Raw genomic sequence first — 1,031 nt, 5'->3', positions numbered from 1 at the left:
GCCCAATCCTCGTCTTTGCGGGCAAGGGCGTTGGCGCCGCTGACGGCGGGTGCGGCGCGTTTGGGCGCGGTGCCTTTGGCAAGACGGTCCTGCATGGCGTGAACCGGGCTCGCGACCGGCTTCTGGGCGGCGCTTGCGTTGGCGATGGCCGGCTTTGCCGCGGGTCTCGGGGCGGGCTGGGACCTGCCGGCCTGGACCGTTCGGCTGCCGCTTTGACCCGAGACATTGAACCGGGCGACCGAGGTGGCCAGCATGTCGGTTTCGGCCTCGACATTTTTGGTCGCCGCTGTCGTTTCTTCTACCATCGCGGCGTTCTGCTGCGTGACCTTGTCCATCTGATCGGCGGCGCCGGAGACTTCACGCAAGGACGACGCCTGTTCGGTGGCTGAAGTCGCGATGGTTGCGATCACCTCGGCCATGGCGTTCACTTCGGCGACGATCTCTTCCAGCGAACGTCCCGAAGCAGTGACGAGATCGACACCCGTTCCGACCTTTTCGCGGGAGGTCGAGATCAGATCCTTGATCTCCTTCGCCGCTGTCGCGGAGCGCTGGGCAAGTTCGCGGACTTCCTGGGCGACGACCGCAAAGCCCTTGCCGGCTTCGCCCGCCCGGGCGGCCTCGACGCCGGCATTCAGCGCCAGGAGGTTGGTCTGGAAGGCGATTTCGTCGATGACGCCGATGATGTCGTTGATCTTCTGGGAGGAGTCCTCGATCTCCTCCATGGCCGAGACGGCGCGTCCGACAATGGCGCCGCCCTGTTCGGCCTTGGTCGCGGCGGTGCTCGCCGTTTCACGGGCCTTGCCGGCATTCTCAGCCGTGGCCGCAACGCCGCGACTGACGTCCGAAAGCGCCGCGACGGTCTGTTCGATCGAGGCGGCCTGCTGCTCGGTGCGCTGGGAGAGATCGTTGGAGGCCACCGCGATTTCCGACAGGCCGGTGCGGATGGTCTGGACCGAAGAGACGACCCCGCCGATCGCCGCTTCAAGCTGGGACACGCTGTCATTGAACTTGACGCGGATCGGCTCGAATTC

Annotated in this window: 1 protein-coding gene; it reads right to left on the bottom strand. The window is 66.1% G+C overall.

The window, feature by feature from the left end; genetic code table 11:
* On the bottom strand, positions 1-1,031 hold a 1,031-nt coding region (locus B9A15_RS22340), incomplete at both ends, for a methyl-accepting chemotaxis protein (protein WP_244557094.1).

It is taken from the genome of Fulvimarina manganoxydans (genome assembly GCF_900176465.1).
Taxonomy (GTDB): domain Bacteria; phylum Pseudomonadota; class Alphaproteobacteria; order Rhizobiales; family Rhizobiaceae; genus Fulvimarina; species Fulvimarina manganoxydans.
This window is presented reverse-complemented; position numbering and strand designations above follow the sequence as displayed.